We start from the raw sequence: 467 nt of genomic DNA, 5'->3' as shown, positions 1-467 counted from the left end.
CCGGACGCTCTAGCCAGCTGAGCTACACCGCGATCTATAACTTGCGTTATATAATCGGGACGACAGGATTCGAACCTGCGACCCCCTGGTCCCAAACCAGGTGCTCTACCAAGCTGAGCTACGTCCCGAACAATATTCATTTTTATATGAACATTAGTAAATCAGAGATTCACTAATGGGCCTAGCAGGACTCGAACCTGCAATACCCGGTTCGTAGCCGGGGTGTTTATCCAATTAGCATATAAGCCCATATGGACGTTACAGGGATCGAACCTGTGACCCCCTACTTGTAAGGCAGGTGCTCTCCCAGCTGAGCTAAACGTCCATGTGCATCGCGACGTCCTATCCTCGCAGGAAGCGATCCTCCAACTACTTTCGGCGCTATTGAGCTTAACTTCTGTGTTCGGTATGGGAACAGGTGTGGCCTCAATGCCATCGTCACGACACGGTATTTAATTGAGAAATGT

Annotated in this window: 3 tRNA genes and 1 rRNA gene; all 4 read right to left on the bottom strand. The window is 49.9% G+C overall.

The features are described 5' to 3' along the window. Nucleotides 1-54: 54 nt before the first annotated feature. The 4 genes from WEIDD23_RS12250 to rrf all read right to left on the bottom strand — a co-directional run bounded on the left by WEIDD23_RS12250 (nucleotide 55) and on the right by rrf (nucleotide 446). Nucleotides 55-128, bottom strand: a tRNA-Pro gene (locus WEIDD23_RS12250). A gap of 48 nt (nucleotides 129-176) precedes the next feature. Further along, nucleotides 177-249 (bottom strand) — tRNA-Arg (locus tag WEIDD23_RS12245). A gap of 3 nt (nucleotides 250-252) precedes the next feature. Next, nucleotides 253-325 (bottom strand) — tRNA-Val (locus tag WEIDD23_RS12240). A gap of 4 nt (nucleotides 326-329) precedes the next feature. Further along, nucleotides 330-446 (bottom strand): 5S ribosomal RNA (gene rrf, locus WEIDD23_RS12235). Nucleotides 447-467 lie beyond the last annotated feature (21 nt).

This window comes from Weissella sp. DD23, assembly GCF_001579105.1.
Taxonomy (GTDB): domain Bacteria; phylum Bacillota; class Bacilli; order Lactobacillales; family Lactobacillaceae; genus Weissella; species Weissella cibaria.
This window is presented reverse-complemented; position numbering and strand designations above follow the sequence as displayed.